Annotated in this window: 15 protein-coding genes and 1 tRNA gene; 3 read left to right on the forward strand and 13 right to left on the reverse strand. The window is 72.5% G+C overall.

All coding sequences use genetic code 11. The features are described from left to right. Positions 1-1,002, reverse strand: coding sequence for a carbon-nitrogen hydrolase family protein (locus B0I33_RS16180; protein WP_106179610.1), 1,002 nt, complete (start codon positions 1,000-1,002; stop codon positions 1-3). Between the two features lie 89 nt (positions 1,003-1,091). Further along, positions 1,092-2,054 (reverse strand): AraC-like ligand-binding domain-containing protein, encoded by a 963-nt coding sequence (locus tag B0I33_RS16185; RefSeq protein ID WP_181193325.1) that lies wholly within the window; start codon positions 2,052-2,054, stop codon positions 1,092-1,094. 65 nt (positions 2,055-2,119) lie between these two features. On the opposite strand from B0I33_RS16185, the gene B0I33_RS16190 reads away from it, so the two are divergent. Next, complete coding sequence (locus B0I33_RS16190) at positions 2,120-2,584, forward strand: DUF732 domain-containing protein (protein WP_181193326.1); 465 nt, start codon at positions 2,120-2,122, stop codon at positions 2,582-2,584. A 1,527-nt stretch (positions 2,585-4,111) separates the two neighbouring features. Here the strand turns inward: B0I33_RS16190 and B0I33_RS16200 are convergent. Continuing rightward, a tRNA-Asn gene (locus tag B0I33_RS16200) sits at positions 4,112-4,184 on the reverse strand. 165 nt (positions 4,185-4,349) lie between these two features. Here B0I33_RS16200 and B0I33_RS16205 point away from each other — a divergent pair. After that, positions 4,350-4,610 carry a hypothetical protein gene (locus B0I33_RS16205; RefSeq protein ID WP_106179613.1) on the forward strand — a complete coding sequence of 87 codons (261 nt, stop codon included), beginning with the start codon at positions 4,350-4,352 and terminating at the stop codon, positions 4,608-4,610. On the opposite strand, the gene B0I33_RS16210 is transcribed toward B0I33_RS16205, so the two are convergent. The 3 genes from B0I33_RS16210 to dnaG are packed head-to-tail and all read right to left on the reverse strand — an operon-like array spanning position 4,601 to position 7,854. After that, positions 4,601-5,371 carry a trans-aconitate 2-methyltransferase gene (locus B0I33_RS16210; protein WP_106179614.1) on the reverse strand — a complete coding sequence of 257 codons (771 nt, stop codon included), beginning with the start codon at positions 5,369-5,371 and terminating at the stop codon, positions 4,601-4,603. The genes B0I33_RS16205 and B0I33_RS16210 overlap by 10 nt on opposite strands. A gap of 15 nt (positions 5,372-5,386) precedes the next feature. Beyond that, complete coding sequence (locus B0I33_RS16215; RefSeq protein WP_106179615.1) at positions 5,387-5,908, reverse strand: hypothetical protein; 522 nt, start codon at positions 5,906-5,908, stop codon at positions 5,387-5,389. Beyond that, entirely contained in the window at positions 5,908-7,854 is a 1,947-nt protein-coding gene (gene dnaG, locus B0I33_RS16220) for a DNA primase (RefSeq protein WP_106179616.1), read from the reverse strand. The genes B0I33_RS16215 and dnaG overlap by 1 nt, the downstream gene beginning before the upstream one ends. A 9-nt stretch (positions 7,855-7,863) precedes the next feature. Here dnaG and B0I33_RS16225 point away from each other — a divergent pair, with 9 nt between their 5' ends. Then, entirely contained in the window at positions 7,864-8,814 is a 951-nt protein-coding gene (locus B0I33_RS16225; RefSeq protein ID WP_106179617.1) for a sigma-70 family RNA polymerase sigma factor, read from the forward strand. A gap of 15 nt (positions 8,815-8,829) precedes the next feature. Here B0I33_RS16225 and B0I33_RS16230 read toward each other — a convergent pair whose 3' ends face one another. The 7 genes from B0I33_RS16230 to B0I33_RS16260 all read right to left on the reverse strand — a co-directional run bounded on the left by B0I33_RS16230 (position 8,830) and on the right by B0I33_RS16260 (position 16,652). After that, positions 8,830-9,411 carry a carboxymuconolactone decarboxylase family protein gene (locus B0I33_RS16230; protein ID WP_106179618.1) on the reverse strand — a complete coding sequence of 194 codons (582 nt, stop codon included), beginning with the start codon at positions 9,409-9,411 and terminating at the stop codon, positions 8,830-8,832. Between the two features lie 44 nt (positions 9,412-9,455). Continuing rightward, positions 9,456-11,252, reverse strand: coding sequence for a glycosyl transferase (locus tag B0I33_RS16235; protein ID WP_425440483.1), 1,797 nt, complete (start codon positions 11,250-11,252; stop codon positions 9,456-9,458). After that, positions 11,249-12,367 (reverse strand): serpin family protein, encoded by a 1,119-nt coding sequence (locus tag B0I33_RS16240; RefSeq protein ID WP_106179619.1) that lies wholly within the window; start codon positions 12,365-12,367, stop codon positions 11,249-11,251. The genes B0I33_RS16235 and B0I33_RS16240 overlap by 4 nt, the downstream gene beginning before the upstream one ends. 34 nt (positions 12,368-12,401) lie before the next feature. Further along, positions 12,402-13,709 (reverse strand): deoxyguanosinetriphosphate triphosphohydrolase, encoded by a 1,308-nt coding sequence (locus B0I33_RS16245; protein ID WP_245900761.1) that lies wholly within the window; start codon positions 13,707-13,709, stop codon positions 12,402-12,404. Positions 13,710-13,840: 131 nt separating this feature from the next. Then, positions 13,841-14,476, reverse strand: coding sequence for a YdcF family protein (locus B0I33_RS16250; protein ID WP_106179620.1), 636 nt, complete (start codon positions 14,474-14,476; stop codon positions 13,841-13,843). A 35-nt stretch (positions 14,477-14,511) separates the two neighbouring features. Beyond that, the gene (locus B0I33_RS16255; protein ID WP_106179621.1) at positions 14,512-15,909 is read right to left on the reverse strand and encodes a glycine--tRNA ligase; all 1,398 of its coding nucleotides are present in this window, start codon (positions 15,907-15,909) and stop codon (positions 14,512-14,514) included. Positions 15,910-15,992: 83 nt separating this feature from the next. Beyond that, positions 15,993-16,652 (reverse strand): class F sortase, encoded by a 660-nt coding sequence (locus B0I33_RS16260; RefSeq protein WP_106179622.1) that lies wholly within the window; start codon positions 16,650-16,652, stop codon positions 15,993-15,995. Position 16,653: the final 1 nt, after the last annotated feature.

The following is a 16,653-nucleotide window of genomic DNA, read 5'->3' on the forward strand; positions in this document are numbered from 1 at the left end:
TCACGCCGGGGCGGCGGCGGGCGCGGTCTCGGGGAACACCGGCTGCTCCTCGGGCGGCGCCTCCACCACCCGCGGCGTGCCGTTGCGGTTGACGAGCAGCCGCAGCACGTCGGGACGCGAGTAGTGGCCCACCGGGTCGGCGGCCGACTTGGCGATCGCGATGAGATCCGGGTCCAGGTCGGCGTAGAGGATGCCCTCCTCGGTCTCCGGCAGCGGTTCCGCCAGCGGCGATCCCTCCGGCCCGTAGATGCGCGCGAACCCGCCACCCGGGCGCAGCAGCTGCCGCTTGACCTCGCTGTCGCAGAACAGCTCCCGCGCGGCGGGACCGATGACCGCGCAGGGCGCGACCACGAACGTCTGCCCCTCCACCGCGTAGATCATGCTCGCCGCGGTGTTGACCTCGGGGCCGAGCGCGCGGGCGGCGCCGCGGTAGACCGAGAAGCTGGGCCACGACGCGACGTGGATCTCCTCCCCCAGGCTGTACAGCGCGTACTTGGTCAGCGGCTGCAGGTGCTCCCAGCAGTTCAGCGCCCCGAGCCTGCCCAGCGCGGTGTCGTGGACTTGCAGGTCGCTGCCGTCGCCCTCGCCGAACACGGAGCGTTCGACGTGTGTCGGCTTGAGCTTGCGGCGCACGGAGACGAGCTCGCCGGTGTCGGAGACGAAGGCCTGCGCCATGTAGAGGCTGCCGCCCGCCCGTTCGCTGAAGCCGAGCACGACGTGGATGCCGTGCCGCGCGGCCGCCTCCCGGATCCGGCGCATCTCGGCACCGTCGCGGGTCATCGAGTTGGCCGCGTACCGGGGAACGTAGGCCATGCCCGCCGCGGGCGAGTCGAGCCAGATCCACCACGGGTAGCCGGGCAGGAACGTCTCCGGGAACGCGACGAGCCGCGCGCCGCCCGCCGCGGCCTGCCCGATCAGGTCGAGGGTCCTGTCGACGCCGGCGACGAGATCGAGCCAGGCAGGCTCCGCCTGGACCGCCGCCGCGCGAACCGTGCCTTCCATGGTGACCTCCGGAACGGATCGTGGATGCCAGTGGTGACCACTCACCCTGCGGCGGGCGGGGCCGGTGCGGCTGACCGGCCGTGCCACGGTCACTGCCCGGTCGTGCCGTCCCGGTGCGCGCGGCGGTACTCGGCGGGCGCGTGGCCGGTGGCGGCGCGGAACGCACGGTGGAACCCGGATTCGCTGGCGAAGCCGCAGGCGGCCGCCACGCTGCCCACCGGCCGTCCGGGGTCGGCCAGCAGCAGCGCCCTGGCGCGTTCGATGCGCATCCGGCGGAGCTGCCCGGCGACCCCGTCGGCGCCGACGATCCGGTACAGCGTGCGCCGGGACACCGCGCAGGCCCCGGCCACGGTGTCGGCGTCCAGCGCGGGGTCGGCCAGGTTCCGCCGGAGGAACTCGAGGACACGCTCGCGTGCCCACGCCTCGGCGGCCGGTGGCGCCGGCGCGCTCCGGGCCGCGTGGGACGCCGCCGCGGACAGCAGGCCGACCGCGTGCGGCACCAGGCCGGTCAGTCCCTCGGTGCCGGACCTCGCGGTGTCCGACAGCGAACGGAAGAACGCCGACACGACGCCGCCCGGGGTGCCGCGGCCGAGCGTCCGAGCCGTCAGGCCCCGGCTGTCGCGGACCAGGAGCTCCCGCTTGGGCAGCTGCACGACGAGCTGATGGAACGGCTCGTCGAAGTGGAGTGTGTAGGGCCGGGTGCTGTCGTAGAAGGCCATGTCTCCCGCGGCGAGCGGCGCGACCCTGCCGTCCTGCTCGACCCGTCCGCGCCCCCGCAGCTGGATGCTGGCGAGCAGGAACTCGTCGGTGTCGCGGGCGATGAGGTCGCGCGTGCGGCGGACGTGCTGGCCGCCCGCGACGACGGTGGAGAGTTCGACGTCGCCCACCGGCACGTGTTCGATCCGGCCGCTGAACGAGCCCCCGGAGACGGGCTCGGCGGCGAGCCGCACGAACGTCGCGCAGATCATCTCCCGCCAGTAGGCGAACGCCTCCCGCGCCGCCACCTCGGCGGTGCTGAGCTGTGCGTACGCGTGGCGGTCGACGCTGGGCACGGGCGGAGTATCACCCCGGCGTCCCGGCCTGTCCAGCCCGGTTCCCCGCGGACGTAACGCCGAGCATGATCCACACGAATCGGGCATACGTGGAGATCAAGCGAAGGTCCCCGGCCGGTGCCGTGGTCGTGGCGGCGGTGATCGGTGTGCTCACCCCGATGCTCGGCGCCTGCGGCAGCCCGGACACCACCACCCCGGCGGCCGCGGAGCCGCCTGCCCTGACGCGGACCACGGCGCCCTCGCCCGCTCCCGTCTCCGACGACGGCTACCTCGACGCGCTCGCGGGCTCCGGCCAGTTCCCCGCCGACGTCGCCACCGGCGCGCGGGACCTCTGGCTCCAGACCGGCCGGATGGCCTGTGACCTGCTCGAAAGCACCAACGGCGACATCATCGCGACCCGCCGCGGGGTCGGTGAGTCGCTCATCAAGAACAGCGACGAGAGCTGGGCCACCCAGAACCTCACCGAGCGGTCGGAGACCATCGTCGAGGCCGCGAAGCGGCACCTGTGCCCGGAGTGGTCCGCACCGTAGCGGAACGGGCCACCAAACACGAAACCCCAGGCCGCCTGACCTGGGGTGATGCTCCCCCAGCTGGACTCGAACCAGCAACCCTTCGGTCGGGTGCCCAAGTCGGCCGAGATTTCCAACTCTTCGGCCCTGTCCGCCCGCATCGAGGTGACCGAGCGGTACCCGAGGATCGCCGGGTCAGTGGGGAGCACCGTTACCCTGGGAACCGATCCGCCTCAGTGGGGACCCGCTCACCGTGACCGTACACCCGCAAGCCGAGCATTAACGGAGGAGTCGCCGCGAAGCGCGGGGCCAGTGTTCAGCCCGGCTTTGATTTCGCACAGATCGTGTTTCCGCCATGATCCGCCAATCGTGAGCACTGTTCATACTTCTGCAGGATGGCGCCATGCTTAGCACGGATGGCGACGCGGTGTGCAGAACCGTACAGAAGGCCCTCACACGGTCGGAGGGCCCACATCATCCGCATGGAGGTATCATCGTTGTAATCTTCCCTGCAAATCTGTCTGCATGAGAGCTGCGACCAAGCGGAGAATTGGGCAGCTGTGGGGGTACCTGCTCTTGGGGGTTGTAGCCTACGGCTGGTTTGGTGCCAACTTCACACCAGTTTGGATAGCCAGCTTGTCCACGCTGGTTCTTATTTATACGCTGTTCCAGGCACCCATGTGGTGTTGTGCGGTCACACGTAATGAAGAACCGTGCAGAAACAACGCGCATGGGCTTCTTCTTGGATGCCACCTGCGTCAGCACAAGTGGCAAAAGCTCAATATGTCCATGCAGTTCAGCATGTGGGGCAAACTTACTGTTCGCGTACTGTCCAGCATCGGTGGCGTAGCGGCATCAATTTCTGCGGTCGCGGCTAGCGCGTCGGCCATAATCGCATTGGGCGCCTTGGTGATGAAATAGAACAAGCCCGGATGGCGAGGTCATCAGACTCGCGGAGCCTGTGAGCGACGCTTGCCGTGCGCACGCCAGAAAGCCATCGAACACACGCTTGATCGGCCATAGGCGGCATCGACCGCCAGCACCGGCTCTCGGGAGGCGTTGGCAGAGAAGCAATGGTGGCCAACACGTTAGCCAGGATCGTGCACCGAGACAGCGGCACCAGCCGCGTCGCGCGCGACGCCCTCAGTGGCGATCTGGTCCAGCGATGGATCCGCACGCCCGGGAGCGTCATCTCGAGTGCCTTTCGCACCTGCCTGCTCCCAGCTCCCCGCGGCGGTCACTTCTCCACCCAGAGGTGTGGCTGCTCACCTCGGCTGGGCGACCTCGCACGTATTCCGCAAGACGGGCGGCTTCCGTGCTGGCCGAGGCGGACCTGCCGCTGAGTGCGATCGCGGACCAGCTCGGCGGCACGCCCATCGTCACCGGGAAGCACTACCGGACGCGAGGTAGCCGACCAGGCCTCGGCGGAGGCGCTGGGAGGCATGTTCAGCGAGGACACCGGAGCGTGAAAGTGGCGGGCTTTCCGGCGGGCCGACCCGACCCGGGGCCACAAAACACGAACCCCAGGCCGCCTGACCTGGGGTGATGCTCCCCCAGCTGGACTCGAACCAGCAACCCTTCGGTTAACAGCCGAATGCTCTGCCAATTGAGCTATGGGGGAATGCTCGGTGTGCCCGGGCGGTGTTCCCGGCCAACGAGAGAGAACTCTAACGCATCGTTGATCGACGCCGCGCAGCACCCCCGCCCACCGCGTCCCGAGCGCCCCGCGCGTCGCTGGGGGACAATGGGGCGCAGCGACAGCCAGCCGGGAGGAGGCGAGACGAGCATGAAGACGTTCCTGCTTGGCGCGGCCGTGGGGTACGTGCTCGGGGCGCGGGCCGGGCGGGCGCGCTACGAGCAGATCGTGCGGACCTACCGCCGGATCGCCGACCACCCCGCGGTCCAGGGCGCCGCGGGGGTGGCGCGGGCGAAGGTGGGCGAGAAGCTCGGCGAGCGGGTGCCCGCGGTGGGGCGCCGGGTGGCCCCGTCGTACACCAGCGACGGGCAGGTGCGCTCGGCGTCCGAGCCGAGGACCCCTCAGGCCTGACCGACCCGGGCGACCGCGAACACCCTGCGGAACGGCAACCACGTCGTGCCGTCGGCGCGCCGCGGGTAGGCCCCGGCCAGCAGCGGGGCCAGTTGCGCGCGGAACCGCTGCCAGCCGCCCTCGTCCAGCCGGTCGCGGACCGGCCGCAGCGCCGTACCCGTGACCCAGTCGAGCACCGCGTCCTGGCCGGTCAGCCGCTGCACATAGGTCGTCTCCCACGCCTCCACCGCGCAGCCGGCATCGGCGAGCAGCTCGGCGTACCCGATCGGGTCGTCCACGGTGTCCCTGCCGCGCAGCACGCCGCCCAGCAGCGGCGCCCACTCCGCGCTCTCGGCGAGCTCGCGGATCAGCGTGTGTGACGGTGCGCCGAAGTTGCCCGGCAGCTGCACCGCCAGCCACGCGCCCTCGGGCAGGTCCGCGGCCCACCGCCGGAGCAGATCCCGGTGCCCGGGGACCCAGTGCAGGACGGCGTTGGACACCACCACGTCGGTGTCGGGTTCCGGCCGCCAGTTCCCGACGTCCGCCACGCGCGCGTCGATCCCGGCTTCCCGCGCGGCGGCCACCATGTCCGGCGAGCTGTCGATCGCCTCCAGCATCGCCCCGGGCCAGCGCCGCGCGAGCGCGGCCGTCAGGTTGCCCGGCCCGCACCCGAGGTCGGCGACCCGGCGGGGCGCCTCCGCGTCGATGCGCGCGACGAGCTCGAAGAACGGCCTGGCCCGCAGGTCGCCGAAGGCCAGGTAGCGCGCCGGATCCCACTTCACAGTACGATCGTACTGCTACAATTCGGGGTCCGCCAGTTTCCGCGCGGCCTCCTCGGCGATGGCCGCGACGACACCGGCGTCGGTGCCCGGATCGGGCCGCACCTGCAGCACCGAGCGGTCCTCCCCGGGGATCTTGCGCACGACGAACCACGCCCCGCCGCCGGACAGCTCCTTGCGGTACCGGTCCCGGATCGACCCCTCGACCCGCAGGCGCACCGTGTGCGGGATCCGGCCGGGCCGCGGCAGCACGAACCGCGCGGGCCGCCGGTCGGCGAGCAGCTCGGCCTGCCCGGCGTGCCCGGTGACCTCGGCCTCGACGACGGTGAGCACGTCACCCGCCCAGGTGGCCTTGCTGATCCGGTGCCAGCCGACGCGCCGCACGCCCTGGCCGCCGGGCACCCACAGCCCGAGAGCGGTGACCGCGACGTGTCCCCCGGTGCCGACCGGTCCGGACGCCACCACCTCCTCGCCGGGGTCGAGCGCACTCGCGATCGGCTCGGGCACGCCCCGGCCCAGCAGCCTGTGCAGCCAGTCCATCAGTCCATTCCGCTCACGGCCTGCTCCCGCAGCGCCTTCCGGTACTGCTCCAGCGCCACGAGGTCCCCGAACAGCGCACGGTAGTCGTCGGCGGCGTCGACCGGCGACAGCCGCTGCAGCTTCGACTTCAGCTCGCCGATCTGCCGCCCGACCAGGTGTTCCTGCACGGCGGCGAGCACGCTGGAGATGTAGCGGGTGTCCACCTCGCCCTTGGCCCGCAGCGGCTCGACCGCCAGCTCGGACAGCAGCGACCGCACCGTGCCCTCCGGGGTGTGCTGCGCGGTCGCGTCGATCAGCGCGGGACCGGCGAGCCCGGAACCCGTTCCCCCGGCGGCGAGCACCGCCCGGTGCACCGCGACGTACGCGGGATGGGTGAACGCGTCCTCGGGCAGCGCGTCGTACTCGGGTCCGGTGAGCGCCGGCTCCTGCAGAGCCGCCTTGAGCACCTCCCGCTGGGCGCGCAGCGCCGGGTGCCGGGGATCCGGCCGCTCCACGGTGTCCCGCGGCGCCGAACCGTTGGCGGAGCCGTTGCCGTTCTGCGTCCCCCGGCGCCTGCCACTCGCCTGCACCGGCACGCCGGAGCTCTCCCGCACCCGGCGGACCACCATGGCCTCGTCCTGCCAGCCGACCCACCACGCCAGCTTGGTGGCGTAACCGTCCCGCTTGGCCCGGTCCTTGATCTGCGCGACGAGCGGCACGGTGCGCTGCAGCGCGGCCACCTGGCCGTCCACCGAGTCCAGGTCGTAGTCGCGCAGGATGCTGCGGATGGCGAACTCGAACAGCGGGATCCGCCGCGCGACGAGGTCGCGCACGGCCGCGTCCCCCTTGGCCAGGCGCAGCTCGCACGGGTCCATCCCGTCCGGGGCGACGGCGATGTAGGTCTGGCCGGCGAAGGTCTGGTCCCCCTCGAACGCCTTGAGCGCGGCCTTCTGCCCGGCCTCGTCGCCGTCGAAGGTGAAGATCACCTCGCCACGGAAGGCGTCGTCGTCCATCATGAGCTGCCGCAGCACGCGCATGTGCTCGTCGCCGAAGGCGGTGCCCGAGGACGCGACGGCCGTCGGCACGCCCGCTTCGTGCATGGCCATCACGTCGGTGTAGCCCTCCACCACCACCACCTGGTGCCTGCGCGCGATCTCCCGCTTGGCCAGGTCCAGCCCGAACAGCACCTGCGACTTCTTGTAGATCTGGCTCTCGCTGGTGTTGAGGTACTTCGCCTGGATGGGGTCGTCGTCGAAGATGCGGCGCGCGCCGAAGCCGACGATGTCCCCGCCGCGGTCCTTGATCGGCCACACGAGGCGCCGGTGGAACCGGTCGATGGGGCCCTGCCTGCCCTCCTTGGAGATCTGCGACTTGTACAGCTCGGTCAGCTCGAAGCCCTTGTTGAGCAGGTACTTGGTGAGCCGGTCCCAGCCGGAGGGCGCGAACCCGCAGCCGAACTTCGCGGCGACGGCCTCGTCGAAGCCGCGCGCGGTGAGGAACTCGCGGGCCTGCTGGGCCTCGGGGGTGCGCAGCTGCTCGGCGTAGAACTGCTGGGCGACGCGGTGCACCTCCACGAGCCGGGCGCGGGTGCCGCGGTCGCGCTGCACGCTGCCCCCGCCGCCCTCGTAGGTCAGCTGCAGGCCGACCCGGTCGGCGAGCCGCTCGACCGACTCGACGAAGCCGAGGTGCTCGATCTGCATGACGAACTTGATGACGTCGCCGCCCTCGCCACAGCCGAAGCAGTGGAACGTGCCGTGGGTGGGGCGCACGTTGAACGACGGGGTCTTCTCCTCGTGGAAGGGACACAGCCCCTTCAGCGCACCGCCGCCTGCCCGGCGCAGCGCCACGTAGTCACCGACGACCTCGTCGATCCGATTGCGCTCACGCACCTGCGCGATGTCGCTCTCCCGGATCCGTCCCGCCACGGGGTTCACTGTAGGCCACCGGCTGTCACCGGGTTCGGCCATACTCTGCCCATGGCGTCGACCGACGAGGCACTGGCCGGGCTGTTCGCCGAGCACCGCACGCACCTGGTGGGGGTGGCGTACCGGCTGACCGGGTCCCTGGCCGACTCGGAGGACGCGGTGCAGGAGGCGTGGCTGCGGCTGGCCGGCCTGCCCGCGGCCGACCGGGAGCGGATCAGGGACGTGCGCGCGTGGCTGACCACGGTCGTGGGGCGGATCTGCCTCGACCGGCTGCGCTCGGCCGCCGTCCGCAGGGAGCGGTACGTCGGCGAGTGGCTGCCGGAGCCGATCGTCACGCCCGCCGACGGTGCGCCCGGCGAGGACCCGCTGGACGCCGTCGTGCGCGACGACGGCGTGCGGATGGCGGCGATGGTGGTGCTGGAGCGGCTCACCCCCGAGCAGCGGGTGGCGTTCGTGCTGCACGACGCGTTCGCGGTGCCCTTCGGCGAGATCGCGGCCACCCTGGGCTGCTCGGCGGCGGCCGCCCGCCAGCACGCGTCCCGGGGCAGGCGCGCGGTGGCCGACGCCGACCCGCCGCCGAGGGCCGACCTGGCCGCGCAGCGGGAGGTGCTGGAGCGGTTCGCCGCCGCGGTGCTGTCGGGCGACGTGCGGGCGGTGGCGGAGGCGCTGCACCCGGACGTGGTGCTGATCGGCGACTCCGACGGCAAGGGCCGCACGGCGCGGCGGGTCATCGCCGGCGCCGACAAGCTGGTGCGGTTCTTCCAGGGCCTGCTGCGCACGTACCGGCCGGGCGCGTTCGCCACGGCCCGGCCGGTACTGGTCAACGGCGACCTCGGGCTCTACGTCCCGGCCGCGCCCGGCGGCGACGGCTACCGCGACCTGGACACGCACGTGCAGACGCTGGCCCTCCGCGACGGCAGGGTGGTCGCGGTGTACGACGTGGTGAACCCCGACAAGCTCACCCGGCTACCCGCGTCCGTCGTGAGTGAGAAACGTGGTTAGAACCACGGGGAACACTCACGAGTCGACGTCGGATGGCACCGGGACCCGGCAGGCGTCGCCCGAGGTGAAGCCCTGGTCGGTGATGTCGAGCGCGCTGTTGATCCGCGCCCGCATGTTCTCCAGCCCGATCTGGTAGGTCAGCTCCACCACACCGGCCCGGCCGAACTCCGCCACCAGCTCCGCGACCTGCTCGTCGGTCACGGCCACCGGGGTCTCCGTCATGGCGTCGGCGTAGGCGAGCGCGAGGCGCTCCGGCCGGGAGAACTCCGGCGACGTGGCGTAGTCGTCGATGGCCTTCAGCCGCTCGATGTCGAGGCCCTCGTGCTTCTGCAGCATCGTGCCGAAGTCGACACACCACGAGCACCCCAGCCGCACCGCCGTGCGGTAGACGGCGAGCTCGCGGACGTTCGCGGGCAACGTGCGGCAGGCGCGCTCGGCCAGCAGCTCGTGCGCCGCCGAGGCCCGCAGCAGCCGCGGATGATGGGCGACCACGGTGAACGGCTCGGGCACCGCCCCGTAACGGCGGCGGGCGAAACGGTAGGCGAGCCGGACGAGCGGACCGGCGGCCTTGGTCGGAACTCCTGTGATACGTGGCATGACAGGGGGACGGGACAGCCGCGCGCGGTGTGACAGCGACCGGCTCACGCGCCGGTCAGCGCGCGCACGTCCCAGGCCCAGACGCCGCCGGTCAGCTCGCCCCGCCTGCCCAGCAGCAGCTCCACCGTCCGGCGGACCGGTTCCTCGGCCGCCTGCGCCCGCACGACGACGACGTCGGCCCGCCAGAACCGCAGATCCTCGCGCAGCCGCTCCCGGTCCTCCCCGGTCACCGGCGGCACCTCACCGCTGTCGTCCACGTCCTCCAGCAGCCGCGAGGTCGGCCTGCGGACGGCGCCGTAGGTGCCCCGGCCGTCGGTGCCGGGGCCGACGAAGTAGCCCTCGGCGAGCGGGAACGCCAGCCCCGACTCGATCTGCCAGTGCAGTGCCCGCGCGTTGCCGGTGTCCGGCAGCGGGGCCACGACGACCGAACCGCCCGGGTCGACATATCCACGCCAGGTGCCGCGCTCGAAGAACGCGGGCACCGGGTCCCGCTCCGACACCGGCAGCGGGGTGGGCGCGATCGGCAGCAACGCCATCGTGAGCGCGCCGAACCACAGGATGCGGAAGCCCAGCCGCTGTTCGGGGTCCCGGCCGATCCGCAGCGCCCGGTCGGTGGCCATCGCCAGCAGCACGCCGATGCACGGCACGCAGGCGAGCGCGAACCGCGACTCCAGCACCGAGTCGAACAGCGGCCGGTCGAACACGAGCAACCAGGGGCCCGGCACGGACGTGGCCGTGCCGTCGACCATCATCAGCACGCCCGCCGACAGCCACGCCATCGTGACCATGGCCACGGCGGTCGCCCTGGCCACCGGGCTGCGCCACAGCCAGGCGGTCACCAGCACCATGAGCACGACCAGCGGCCAGCCGAAGAACGCGTTCTCCTCCGTCCGATTCAGCGACAGCTCCCGCGCCGCCTCCGGGTCGCCCGCGAACGACTCGGTGGAGAACGCGGTGAACGCGGCCAGGTCGTTGCCGACGAAGCCGTGCTCCAGCGACGAGTAGCTCTGCGGGCCGAAGAACTGCCACCACAGCGGGTACGCCACGATCGCCAGCGTCACGGCGGCGGCCACCCCGACGCCCGCGGCGAGCGGGCGGGCCCGCTCCAGCGCGTCCTCCGGGTTCGCCAGCGCGTAGGCGATGCCGAACACCAGCAGCGTGATCGCCGCGATGAACAGCGGCTCCTCGCCGAGGAAGACCTGGAAGGCCAGCAGCAGGCCCAGCACCAGCCCGCCGCGCAGCGGCCGCTCGCCGTGCGCGAGCCGGATCAGCCACAGCACGATGAACGGCAGCACGAACAGCGCGGTGAAGTTCGGGTGCGCGTTGGCGTGCGACATGATCGGCGGCGCGAACGCGCACACGGCCCCGCCGGCCGCCGCGCCGGCACGGCTGCCGACGACGTGCCGGGACAGCACCCAGTACCAGCCCGCCGCGGTGCCGGCGAGGCCGCCGGTGAGGACGAGCGCCCACGTGACGGTCGGGCCGAAGGCCAGCGTGACCGGTGCCAGCGGCACCCCGATGCCCAGCATGACCGTGTTGGACATGAGGTTGACGCCGAGCGGGTAGTTCTGCAGGTCGCTGAACAGCGGGTTCTCCAGGCCCGCGACGGCCTTCGCCGTAACCGCGAAGAACCACTCCCACATGCGCTGGTCCTGCCCGCTGAACGTGAGGTACCCACGCTCGAGGTCCAGCCACAGTGGACGGTAGAGGAGGAACGCGGCGAGCGCGTAGCCGAGCAGGACCGCCACGTCGACGAGGTGGCGGCCACGACCCGCGGTGCCGCGCGGTGCGCCGGGAGCGGGCCGGGCGGCGGGCGCGCTCACCACCGGAGCGGGGCTCACGGCTCGACGATCCGGGCCAGGAAGTACACCGCTCCGGTGCCGCGGTGACGGACGAGGAACAGGAACGGCCGGTCCAGCTCCACGGTGACCGGCTCACCCGCGGGCATGGACACGAGCCGCATCATGGCGGCGGTGGCCGCCGCACCCTCCAGCCCGCTCTCGCCGACGCGGAGCACGGCCTGGTGCAGCACGCCGGAGACGAACATCCGGGCGTCCTCGGTGAGCGCGCCGAAGTCGGCGGCGCGGGTGAACATCGTCTCGACGCCGAGCGAGCGCAGCGCGCGGGTGAGCTCGCTGCGCACGTCCAGGGAGAACCGTGGCATCGCCAGGTCCACCTGGGTGGTGCGGCGGGCCGAGAGCAGCTCCCGCAGCAGGTCGGCGTCCAGTGTGGACTCCTGGTCGGCCAGCTCGCCCTCGGGCAGCAGCGCGACGGCCTCCACGTCGCCCTCGGCGGCGAGGCTCACCAGCCGCCAGCCGTGGCCCGCGGCGTAGCCGAGCTGCTCGGACTGCCGCATCATCGGCACCCGCCGGGTGCCCGACGGCGGGTGGAAGTCCGCCGGGGCGGTGTCGTCCTCGCGGAACGGGAACAGCCAGCCGGCCCGCAGGTAGAGGGCGTTGACCAGGCTCGCCACCGTGTCGTCGGCGACGTCGCCCGGCGAGAGCAGCTCGGGGATCAGGTCGCGGGTGGCCTTCGCGACATCGGCGTTGATCATGCCGCGCGCGGCCTCGGGGTCGCTGACGAACGGCGCGGTGGCCAGCGTGCCCCCTGGCCAGCGCGCGAGCTCGCCGGTGAACTCGTGCGCGATCCGCAGCTCCTCCCAGGCCCACAGCGTGTTGGACACGGCGAGCACGGCCCCGTCCTGGCCCTCGCTCGCGCCGGGCAGGGCGGCGGCCTCGCGGAGCAGCCGCGCCTGCTCGGGCACCCCGTCGGCCGAGCCGGCGAGCAGGGTCGCGACCTCGTCGCCGGTGGCGCCGCGGCCCGCGGTCGCGACCAGGCCGAGCGCGCTGGCGACCGAGTACGGCGAGTAGCAGGAGTCCCCCGAGCGCCCCGCGACCGCGCGGTGCACAGCGAGGGCGAACCGCAGGTGGGCTCGTTCGGTTGCGCTGGCAGCCATTCCCCGACGCTACCGTGAGCGGAGTTCGCGGACACTAGCGAGTGGTGACAAATCCCCGGCCCCCGGTGTGCCAGGCGTGCCACGCCTGCGCCTGCGCGTCGGTGAGGGAGGCGATCTGGTCGACGACGACGCGGGTGCGCGCCGCGTCGTCGGCCGCCCGCTCCCACGCCGGGCGGAACGTCGGGTCGAGGGCGTCCGGGGCGCGGCGGCCGAGCAGGTCGGCCAGCTCGGCGAGCAGCTGCCGCTGGCCCTCCTGTACCGCGAGGCGGCGCCGGTCGCTCATCACGTAGCGCAGGGCCAGCGCCTTGAGCAGCGCCACCTCGGCCGCGGCCTGCTCGGGCACGGCGAGGTCGGCGGCGTAGCGGGTGAGCGGACCCTCCCCGTGCGTGGCCCGCGTCCCGGTGACCGCGGCCGCCGCGAACCGGCCCACCAGCTCGCTGGTGAGCCGCTTCAGGGCGACGAGGGCACCCAGCGACGAGTCGTGGTCCGGCCGCGCCAGCTCGGCCACCACGGGCAGGTCCAGCAGCTCCCCCGCCGCGTCCTCCAATGTGGACACCGGTTTGGCCGAGAAGTGCTTGGCGGCGAGCTCGGCGACGGCGGCTCGCTCCTCGGCGTCGCGTAGCACGGACAGCGAGATCCGCCCGGCGAGCACCCCGTCCTCGACATCGTGCACCGAGTAGGCCACGTCGTCGGCCCAGTCCATGATCTGCGCCTCCAGGCACGGGCGGCGCGGCGGCGCGCCTGCACGCAGCCACGTGAAGGCCGGGACGTCGTCGGCGTAGACGCCGAACTTGGCGGTGCCCGCCTCCCGGGGCCACGGGTACTTGGTGGCCGCGTCGAGGCAGGCCCGGGTGAGGTTGAGGCCGAAGCTGGTGCCGTCGTCACCCAGCACCTTGGGTTCGAGCCGGGTGAGGATCCGCAAGGTCTGCGCGTTGCCCTCGAAACCGCCGCAGTCGCGGGCGACCTCGGCCAGCGCGCGCTCGCCGTTGTGCCCGAACGGCGGGTGCCCGATGTCGTGGGCGAGGCCCGCGGTGTCCACCAGGTCCGGGTCGGCGCCGAGGTCCTCGGCGATGCCGCGGCCGATCTGGGCCACCTCCAGGGAGTGCGTGAGGCGGGTACGCGGGACACCGCTGACCTCCGTACCCTCCCCCGGCCCGACGACCTGCGTCTTCCCGGCGAGCCTGCGCAGCGCGGCCGAGTGCAGCACGCGGGCCCGGTCGCGCGCGAACGGCGTCCTGGCATCCGCGCGGGAGCCGGGCAGCGCGGATCCCTTCGGCGGCTCGGGCAGCCTGCGTTCCCGGTCGTGCTCGCGGTACGGCGGCGGGACGGTCACCTTCGCCACCTTAGCCACCTCTGCCACCTTTGCCCGCCGCCCGGCGCGGAGCCGGAACTGCCCTGAGTGACCCGTTACCGGCGAAGAACGTCAGTAACGGGTCGCTCAGGGCATCCGGAGGTTCCGGGGCCGGACCGGGGTCAGCCGAGCCCGGTGCCGCCGATGTCGTCGGCGGGGTTCTTGGACAGCCGGTAGTACAGCAGGGCAGCGGTCTCCCGCAGGATGTAGCGGGCCTGCGTCTCGCGCGTCTGCACGACCGGCCCGCTGTGGGTGGGTGAGGTCCACGCGGTCAGCCCGATGTCCCTGGCCATCGTCGCCGCCCGCAGCGAGTGCCACGGGTCGCTGACGAGCACGGCGGTGTCCCAGCCGCGGGCGTGCACCTCGGCCGACACCGCGCGCAGTGTGCGCAGCGTGTCGCTGCCCTCGCCGACGGCGACCGTGGCCTCGGCGGGCACGCCGTTCTCCCGGAGCCAGTGGGCGCCTGCCTCCGCCTCGGTGTAGGTGTCGCCGACCTGGCCGCCGCCCGAGGTGACGATGCGCCGGGCCACCCCGGCGTCGTAGAGATCCCTGGCGTGCTCGAGCCGGGCCGCGAAGATCTTCGACGGGGTCCCGTTGTACTGGGCGGCGCCGAGCACCACGATCACGTCGGCGGGCGTGCGGTCGTCCCCGCGGGCGACGTACCAGACACGGAACGCCGTCCCGGCGACAATGAGCGCGCCGATGACCACCACGCCGACCACGGCACGGCCGAGCCAGCGCGCCAAACCCGTTCCCATACCGATCATTGTTCCAGGGCGGCGCCGACCCCGGGTCAGCAGCCGATGAGGCGCGCGGCGAGGTAGGACTCGAGCTTGTCGATGGCGATGCGCTCCTGCGCCATCGAGTCCCGCTCGCGCACGGTCACCGCGTGGTCGTCGAGCGAGTCGAAGTCGACGGTGACGCAGAACGGCGTGCCGATCTCCTCCTGGCGACGGTAGCGCTTGCCGATGGAACCCGCGTCGTCGAACTCGACGTTCCAGTGCTTGCGCAGCGCGGCCGCGATGTCGCGCGCCTTCGGCGTGAGGTCCGCGTTGCGGGACAGCGGCAGCACCGCCACCTTGTACGGCGCGAGCCGGTAGTCCAGCTTGAGCACGGTGCGCTTGTCCGTGCCGCCCTTGGCGTTGGGCACCTCGTCCTCGGTGTAGGCGTCCAGCAGGAACGCCATGAGCGGCCTGCCGACCCCGGCCGCGGGCTCGATCACGAACGGCCGGTAGCGCTGCCCGGTCGACTGGTCGAAGTAGGACAGGTCCACGCCGGAGTGGTTGGAGTGCGTGGTGAGGTCGAAGTCGGTGCGGTTGGCGATGCCCTCCAGCTCACCCCACTCCTGGCCGGAGGAGAAGCCGAAGCGGTACTCGATGTCCACGGTCCGCTTCGAGTAGTGGGACAGCTTCTCCTTCGGGTGCTCGTAGTGGCGCAGGTTCTCCCGCTTGATGCCGAGGTCGGTGTACCAGTCGGTGCGGACGTCGATCCAGTACTGGTGCCACTTCTCGTCCTCGCCCGGCTCGACGAAGTACTCCATCTCCATCTGCTCGAACTCGCGCGTGCGGAAGATGAAGTTGCCGGGCGTGATCTCGTTGCGGAACGACTTGCCGATCTGGCCGATGCCGAACGGCGGCTTCTTGCGCGAGGTCGTCTGCACGTTGAGGAAGTTGACGAAGATGCCCTGCGCCGTCTCCGGCCGCAGGTAGTGCAGGCCCTCGTCCGACTCGACCGGGCCGAGGTAGGTCTTGAGCAGCCCGTTGAACTCGCGCGGCTCGGTGTACTGGCCCCGGGTGCCGCAGTTGGGGCACGGCACCTCGGACAGGTCGGGGTTGTCGCCGTCCGGCGCGCCCTTGCCGGTGCGCTCGGCGTAGTCCTCGGCGAGCTGGTCGGCCCGGAACCGGCGGTGGCAGGACAGGCACTCCACGAGCGGGTCGACGAACGCGTCGACGTGCCCGGAGGCCACCCACACCTGGCGCGGCAGGATCACCGACGAGTCGAGGCCGACCACGTCGTCGCGGTTCTGCACCATGGTCTTCCACCACTGGCGCTTGATGTTGTCCTTGAGCTCGACGCCCAGGGGCCCGTAGTCCCACGCCGACCGGGTACCGCCGTAGATCTCCCCGCTCGGAAAGACGAAGCCACGACGCTTGCACAGGCTGACAACGGTCTCAATGGTGTTGGCGGGCACTCCACGCTCCGGGGCGAGTTGTTTATGACTATACCCGCCAGCCTATCCGGCAACTCTGAGATCACGGCCGCGGGGATGGCTGTTCACGGACGGGTGACCAGCTCCGCCGTGACGATCCGGTTGTCCTCGTAGCCATCGGTGCCGCCGACGTAGTCGCCGCCGCACGTGACCAGCACCAGCCGGTGCGGGCCGGTCGGCGAGAACAGCCGCTGCGCGTGCCGGGGCAGCTCGGTCTTGTGCAGGGTCACCACCTCGGTGACGCGGTAGACCCACTCGCCGCCCGCCGTGTCGACCACGCGGACCCGCTGGCCGGGACGGGAGCGCCACAGCTCGGCGAACGGTCCGCTGCGGCCCGCCCAGTTGACGTGCCCGGACAGCAACGCGGCGCCGCGCGGGGCGCCGAGTCGCGCGCCCCACCAGGTGGCCTCGTCCAGCCCGTCCGGGATGGGCAGCGTGCCGTCGGGGGTGAGCTCGCGGCGGACCAGCGTCGCCGTGCCGCCCTCGGGCAGGCGGACGGTGCCGGGTGGCTGCCCCGCCTGCCGTGCCGCCACCGTCGGTGTGGCCGGGCCGGTCGCCGCCGGGGACGACCCGGTCGCGGCCAGGGCGGGCCCGGTCGTGGCGGGCGGCCGGGTGGGCGCGGCATCCGGCGGTGTGCCCGCTCCGGAGGTCAGGACGAGCACCCCGGCGAGGACCGCGGCGGCGGCGAGCACGCCGAGCGCGGCCGCGACGAGAGGGCGCCGCACG

Source organism: Prauserella shujinwangii, from assembly GCF_003001955.1.
Classification (GTDB): domain Bacteria; phylum Actinomycetota; class Actinomycetes; order Mycobacteriales; family Pseudonocardiaceae; genus Qaidamihabitans; species Qaidamihabitans shujinwangii.

Bases quoted from the DNA above. Each gene is read 5' to 3' on its own strand.
- B0I33_RS16225 (WP_106179617.1), top strand. From the start codon at position 7,864: ATGGCGTCGACCGACGAGGCACTGGCCGGGCTGTTCGCCGAGCACCGC.
- B0I33_RS16205 (WP_106179613.1), top strand. From the start codon at position 4,350: ATGAAGACGTTCCTGCTTGGCGCGGCCGTGGGGTACGTGCTCGGGGCG.
- B0I33_RS16180 (WP_106179610.1), bottom strand. From the start codon at position 1,002: ATGGAAGGCACGGTTCGCGCGGCGGCGGTCCAGGCGGAGCCTGCCTGG.
- B0I33_RS16250 (WP_106179620.1), bottom strand. From the start codon at position 14,476: ATGGGAACGGGTTTGGCGCGCTGGCTCGGCCGTGCCGTGGTCGGCGTG.
- B0I33_RS16230 (WP_106179618.1), bottom strand. From the start codon at position 9,411: ATGCCACGTATCACAGGAGTTCCGACCAAGGCCGCCGGTCCGCTCGTC.
- dnaG (WP_106179616.1), bottom strand. From the start codon at position 7,854: ATGGCCGAACCCGGTGACAGCCGGTGGCCTACAGTGAACCCCGTGGCG.
- B0I33_RS16215 (WP_106179615.1), bottom strand. From the start codon at position 5,908: ATGGACTGGCTGCACAGGCTGCTGGGCCGGGGCGTGCCCGAGCCGATC.
- B0I33_RS16240 (WP_106179619.1), bottom strand. From the start codon at position 12,367: ATGGCTGCCAGCGCAACCGAACGAGCCCACCTGCGGTTCGCCCTCGCT.
- B0I33_RS16190 (WP_181193326.1), top strand. From the start codon at position 2,120: ATGATCCACACGAATCGGGCATACGTGGAGATCAAGCGAAGGTCCCCG.